Source organism: Roseovarius sp. D22-M7 (genome assembly GCF_037083785.1).
GTDB lineage: Bacteria > Pseudomonadota > Alphaproteobacteria > Rhodobacterales > Rhodobacteraceae > Roseovarius.
In genome coordinates this window covers 40,914-47,132 of the sequence record NZ_JBAPKY010000033.1, presented here as the reverse complement: position 1 = coordinate 47,132, position 6,219 = coordinate 40,914, and the positions used below count along the sequence as shown (strand labels likewise).

5 protein-coding genes are annotated in these 6,219 nt (G+C 65.0%); 2 read left to right on the top strand and 3 right to left on the bottom strand.

Features of this window, described 5'->3' with window-relative positions:
* Positions 1-197: 197 nt before the first annotated feature.
* The 3 genes from glmS to V8324_RS14470 form a co-directional block, all read right to left on the bottom strand.
* Positions 198-2,021 (bottom strand): glutamine--fructose-6-phosphate transaminase (isomerizing), encoded by a 1,824-nt coding sequence (glmS, locus tag V8324_RS14480; protein ID WP_336420639.1) that lies wholly within the window; start codon positions 2,019-2,021, stop codon positions 198-200.
* A complete protein-coding gene (gene glmU, locus V8324_RS14475; RefSeq protein WP_336420638.1) occupies positions 2,021-3,376 on the bottom strand; it encodes a bifunctional UDP-N-acetylglucosamine diphosphorylase/glucosamine-1-phosphate N-acetyltransferase GlmU in 1,356 nt (451 codons plus the stop codon). The genes glmS and glmU overlap by 1 nt, the downstream gene beginning before the upstream one ends.
* 124 nt (positions 3,377-3,500) lie before the next feature.
* The gene (locus V8324_RS14470; protein ID WP_442970544.1) at positions 3,501-4,469 is read right to left on the bottom strand and encodes a LysR family transcriptional regulator; all 969 of its coding nucleotides are present in this window, start codon (positions 4,467-4,469) and stop codon (positions 3,501-3,503) included.
* 98 nt (positions 4,470-4,567) lie between these two features.
* Between V8324_RS14470 and V8324_RS14465 the strand changes: the two genes are divergently transcribed.
* Positions 4,568-5,434, top strand: a complete 867-nt coding sequence (locus tag V8324_RS14465) for an ABC transporter permease (RefSeq protein WP_336420637.1) — start codon at positions 4,568-4,570, stop codon at positions 5,432-5,434.
* Positions 5,434-6,219: an ABC transporter permease gene (locus V8324_RS14460; RefSeq protein ID WP_336420636.1), complete on the top strand. Its 786-nt coding sequence runs from the start codon at positions 5,434-5,436 to the stop codon at positions 6,217-6,219. The genes V8324_RS14465 and V8324_RS14460 overlap by 1 nt, the downstream gene beginning before the upstream one ends.

Sequence of the window (6,219 nt, the reverse complement as noted above, 5' to 3'; positions counted from 1 at the left end):
GCGTCACTCAGCCAGAAGAGATCAGACATGTCACCGCTCCGTTTTCGGTGCCGTGAATCACGCTGCCCATCTGAAATCAATGGGTCCAGAGCCTAGTTTCCGGAAGTGATGTTGAAAAAAATCGGAAAAACCAAATCCGGACAGTGGTTTATTCGGTCTGAGTGTAGGGCCTGTTTCCGATTTTTCGGAGTGTCTTCCTACTCCACGGTGACGGATTTCGCGAGGTTGCGCGGCTGATCGACATCGGTGCCCTTGGCGATGGCGGTGTGATAGGCCAGCAATTGCGCCGGCAGCGCGTAAAGGATCGGTGCCAGCACCGGATCGACGTCGGGCAGGGTTATGGTGCGCCATGTCTCCGTGCCGGCCCGCTCGACACCTTTCGCGTCCGAGATGAGCAGGATCTGCCCGCCGCGTGCCATGACTTCCTGCATGTTCGACACGGTCTTGTCGAAAAGCGCGTCGCAGGGCGCCATGACGATCACCGGAAGGTTTTCGTCGATTAGCGCGATCGGGCCGTGCTTGAGTTCGCCCGAGGCGTAGCCCTCGGCGTGGATATAGCTGATTTCCTTGAGTTTCAGCGCCCCTTCGAGGGCCAGCGGATACATCAGCCCGCGCCCCAGGAACAGCGCGCTTTGCGCCGTCGACAGGTCGCGCGCGGCGGCTCGGATGTCTCGGTCGATCTCCATCGCGGTGTTGAAGGTGGCCGGCAGGCTGCGCAGGCGCGACAACATGTCGGCGAGGCCCTCGTCATCGATGCGGCCGCGGGCATGGGCCGCCTTGAGCGCGAGCAGCAGCAGCACCGTCAATTGACAGGTGAAGGCCTTGGTCGAGGCCACGCCGATTTCCGCGCCAGCGAGGATCGGCAGGGCAAGGTCGCTTTCGCGCGCGATCGAACTTTCGGGCACGTTGACGACCGACAGCACCTGGCCCGCGCGGTCGTTGCAATAGCGCAGGGCCGCGAGCGTGTCCGCCGTCTCGCCCGACTGGCTGACGAACAGCGCGGCGGTCCCCTTGTTGACGGGCGGGTGGCGGTAGCGGAACTCGGACGCGATGTCGACATCCACCGGCAGCCCCGCCAATTGCTCGAACCAGTATTTCGCGGTGAGGCAGGCATAGAACGCGGTGCCGCAGGCGACCATGCTCAGGCGCTCTATCCGGGTGAAATCCGGCGTACCGCCGGGCAGCACGATGTCGCGGCCGTCCTCGCTGAGGTAATGCGTCAGGGCCGAGCCGATCACCAGCGGCTGTTCGGCGATCTCCTTGGCCATGAAGTGCCGGTGCCCGGCCTTGTCGACGCGGGCGTGATGGCTTTCGATGGTCTTGATGGGCCGCATCACTGTATTGCCGTTCGGATCGGTCACGGTCACGCCCTGCCGCGTGACCACCGCCATGTCGCCCTCTTCGAGATATGTGATGCGGTCGGTCATCGACCCCAAAGCTATCGCGTCCGAGCCGACGAACATCTCGCCCTTGCCATGGCCGATGGCCAGCGGGCTGCCCTTGCGCGCGGCGATCAGCAGATCGGGCGCGCCGTCGAACAGAAAGCACAACGCGTAGGCCCCTTCGAGCCGCGCGATGGTGGCGCGCGCCGCGTCCTCGGGCGTCATGCCCTGCGCCATGTAGTGATGCGCCATCAGCGCGACCGTTTCGGTATCGGTATCGGTTTCGTGCCCGAACCCTTCCCGCGCAAGCTCCGCCCGCAAGTCGCGGTAATTCTCGATGATGCCGTTATGCACGACGGCCACGGGACCGGCCTTGTGCGGGTGCGCGTTGCCTTCCGTCGGCGCGCCATGGGTGGCCCATCTGGTGTGCCCGATCCCGGCCTTGCCCGCCAGCGGCTGATGCACCAGCGCGTCCGACAGGTTGACCAGCTTGCCCACGGCGCGGCGGCGGTCGAGCCGGCCGTCGTTCAGCGTGGCGATCCCGGCGCTGTCATAGCCGCGATATTCCAGCCGTCGCAGCGCGTCGACCAGCATCGGTGCCGCCTCGTGATCGCTGAGGACCCCAATGATTCCGCACATTATCCGCGTTCCTTGTCCCTTTGGGCCTTCCTGGCCCGCAACAGATCCAATAATTTCCGCGCAAAGCCCGGTTTTTCCACCTGCCGGGCGCGTCCCACGGCCAATGCGCCCGGGGCCACGTCCCGCGTGATCACCGAACCCGATCCGGTCATCGCGTCGTCACCCACCGAGACCGGGGCGACGAGCATCGTGTCAGACCCGATGAACACCCGGTCGCCGATCCGGGTTTCGTGCTTCATCACGCCATCGTAATTGCAGGTGATGGTGCCCGCGCCGATATTACTGTCGCGGCCGATCTCGGCATCGCCGACATAGCTGAGATGGTTGATCTTCGTCCCCTCGCCGATCTGCGCCTGTTTCACCTCGACGAAGTTGCCGATGCGGGTGTCCTCGGCGAGTTCGGTGCCGGGGCGCAGCCGGGCATAGGGCCCGACGACCGCGCCGCGCGCCACGTGACAGCCTTCGAGATGCGAGAATGCCCGGATCCGTGCGCCCGTCTCGATGGTGACGCCGGGGCCGAAGATCACGTTCTGCTCGATCAGGCAGTCGCGCCCCAGATAGGTGTCATGGGCGAAATGGACGGTGTCGGGGGCGACCAGCGTGACGCCGTTCTCGGTCGCCTCGGCGCGCCGACGCGCCTGGAACGCGGCTTCGGCGACGCTCAGCTCGGTTCGGCTGTTGATGCCCATCGTCTCGGACTCGTCGCAGGTCACCGCGGTGGCCGACAGGCCCTGTTCGCGGGCCAGCCCGACGATATCGGTGAGGTAGTATTCGCCCGCCGCGTTGTCGTTGCCCACCTGTTCGATGAGGTCGAAAAGACGCGGCGCGGGCGCCATCACCACGCCGCTGTTGCACAGGTTGATCGCCGCCTCATGCGGGGTGGCGTCCTTGAATTCGACGATCCGTTCGAGCGCGCCGTCCGCGACCACCAGCCGCCCGTAGCGCCCGGGATCGGCGGCCTCGAATCCAAGCACCACGACGTCATGCGCGCGCCGCGCCTCTGCCATCCGTTCCAGCGTCTCGGGGCGGATGAAGGGCGTGTCGCCGTAAAGCACCAGCGCGTCGCCGTCATATCCCGCAAGCTCCGACCGGGCCTTCGCGACGGCATGGGCGGTGCCCATCTGTTCCTCTTGCAGCACGATGCGCACCGTCTCGTCATGCGCGCGGGCCGCCTTGGCCACCGCATCGGCCTCGTGCCCCGCGACGATCACGGTATGGTCGGGGTCGAGCGTCCGCCCTGCCGCCATGGCATGGACCAGCATCGGGGCGCCGCCGATCTCGTGCAGGACCTTCGGCAGGTCGGACTTCATCCGCGTCCCCTTGCCGGCCGCCAGTATGATCAGTGCTATCGACATCGGGGATCCCTTGCGCCATGCGGACGTGTCCATCTTCTACCGGCCTGCCACGCGCGTGCAAGGGGGCTGGCCCGTGAACCGCCTCGCCGCACCTGCATCTGCCCAAGCTACCGCCATAGGCGGATCAGCGATAGGTGCGCGCCTCCATCGGGGTGTTCTCGATGCACCGCGCCAACCGATCGAGCAGCGATTGCTCTGCCCGGTTGAGAACGGCGCGCGGGTTCCAGACCACGTGCACGTCCACCGCCGCGGTCTGATCGTAGGGCGGCAATTGCCAGAGCAGCCCGTCGCGGATGTCCCGCTTGGCTACGTGCAGCGGCAGCGGCCCGATGCCGAGGCCGGCGACGATCATACGGCGCACCTCCTCGAGATGGCTGGAGGTGGCAATGATCCGGTCGCCCAGTTCGGCCTGCGCGCGCATCAGCGTCACCGGTTTCAGCGCGTCCTGAAGCCGGTCGGTGTCGAAGCTGACCGCGCTTTGCCCGGCAAGATCGGCGCGGGTCAGGTCGGGGCGGCCGAAAAGCGGATGCGGCGGGCCGCAGAACAGCCCGAAATACTCGCGGTAAAGCCGCAGGTATTCCAGCTTTGGGTTGCGCTGATGCACGAGGCAGATCGCCAGCGACGCGGCGCGCGCCGAGACGGTCTCGATCGCCTGCGCCGAGGAATGCACCTCTATCGACAGGGTGGCGCGGGGGTTCTCGGCGTGAAATTCCGCCAGCACCTGATCGAAAAGCGGGCAGACGACATGGCTGGCCAGGGCGAGGCGCACATGCCCCGTGACCTCGTCGGTCATGTTGCGCATCAGCGTCGACAGCCGCAGGATGGACCCTTGGATGTCGACCGCCTCGCGGTAGAGCACCTCGCCGGCCTCGGTCAGTTCGTAGCGTCCCGGAGAGCGGTTTATCAACCGCTTGCCCACCCGATCCTCCAGCCTTTTCAGAGCGGTAGAGACCGAAGGCTGCGTCAGGCGCAGCCTTTGTGCGGCATCGGTGACGGAGCGTGACTGCGCCATGGTGACGAATGTGCGCAAGAGGTTCCAATCCATCTCTCGCATGATCCGGTCGGGGCTGTCGTGGCCTTCCATAGACGACATCTATTGTCACAATTCCTGTTATCTATTTGATAAATGCTTGCCCGCTTTGCACGCTGCGATCAAGCCCGATGCACCAAGGGCAAGAGAAAGAGAGATCGATGTCGGTCGAAGCCCGCGAGGCCAGACAGCCTTGGATATTGCTATCGCCCGCCCTCGCGGCGGTGCTGTTGCTGCTGATCATCCCGCTGATCTTCGTCGTGGTCTATTCGTTCTGGCTGCGCTCGGCCACGGGCACGGACCAGGTCGGGTTCTACCTCGCCAACTGGCAAAAGGCGCTGAGCGACCCGTTCTACCGCGACATCCTTCTGAACACGCTGAAAATCGCGGCGATAACGACGGTCATCTGCGGCCTGATGGGCTATCCGGCGGCGTATTTCATCGCCCGGTCGAAGGGCAACAAGCTGATCCTGCTTCTGTTGCTGATGCTGCCCTTCTGGATCAGCTACATCATCCGCACGATGAGCTGGATCAACATCCTCGGGACCTCGGGCGCGCTCAACACGCTTCTGATCTGGCTGGGGATCCTCGATGCGCCGATCCAGATGCTCTACAACGAGGCCACGGTGATCCTCGGGCTGGTGCATTTCCTGCTGCCCTTCATGGTGCTCAACGTCTATGTCAGCCTCGAGGGGATCGACACCAACCTCGAAGACGCCGCCACCTCCCTCGGCGCGACGAAATGGCAGGCCTTCACCCAAGTCACGCTGCCGCTGTCGCTGCCGGGCCTCGCCGCCGGGGGGCTTCTGTGCTTCGTGCTGGGGGCGGGCACCTATATCACGCCGATCGTCCTTGGCGGCCCGACGGATGCGATGTTCGCGAACCTCGTCTACGAGGCGATCATCACGCAGCTCAACTGGCCGCTGGGGTCGGCACTGTCGCTGCTGCTGCTGATCGTGCTGGGGATCCTGGTGGCGATCTACAACCGCTATCTCGGCCTGTCGCAACTGGCCAAGGGGCTCGGGTGATGGGCTGGCAGGCGATCCGCATCTGGACGGTGCTGGTTTACGGGTTCATGTTCCTGCCGGTGGCGGTGGTGGTTCTTTTGTCGTTCAACGCCAACCAGTTCGGCAGCTTTCCGATGACCGGGGTGTCACTGCGCTGGTTCGGCGAGTTGTGGAACAACGACGCGGTGATGCGCGCCTTCCAGACCTCGCTGGTGCTGGGGCTGATGACGGCGGTGATCTCGACCACCCTCGGCATCCTCGCGAGCCTTGCGCTGGTGCGCTACAAGGTGCCGGGGCGCAACACCATAACCACCCTGCTGATCGCGCCCATACTGGTGCCCGAGGTGGTGCTGGCCGTGGCGCTGCTTTTGTTTCTCAACTGGCTGGGTCTCGGCAAGAGCTTTGCGTTGCTGCTGGCCGGGCACGTGATCTTCACGCTGCCCTTCGTGATCCTCGTGGTGCAGGCGCGGCTGGTGTCGATCAAGCGCGACGTGGAAGAGGCCGCGCTCAGCCTCGGGGCCTCGCCGGTGCAGACGTTCTTTGCCGTCACTCTGCCGCTGATGCTGCCGGCGGTCGCCGCGGGCGCGCTTTTCGCCTTCACCATCAGCTTCGACGACATCACCGGCACGCTGTTCTGGAAGCCCGGCGGGGTGGAAACGGTGCCGACGCAGATCTTCTCGATGCTGCGCAATTCGATCAGCCCGGAAATCAACGCGCTCGGCACGGTGATGATCGTGCTGACCGTGGGCCTGCCGCTGCTTGGTGCCGCGGTGGCCCGGAAACTCGCCATGAAAGGCGGCACCTGA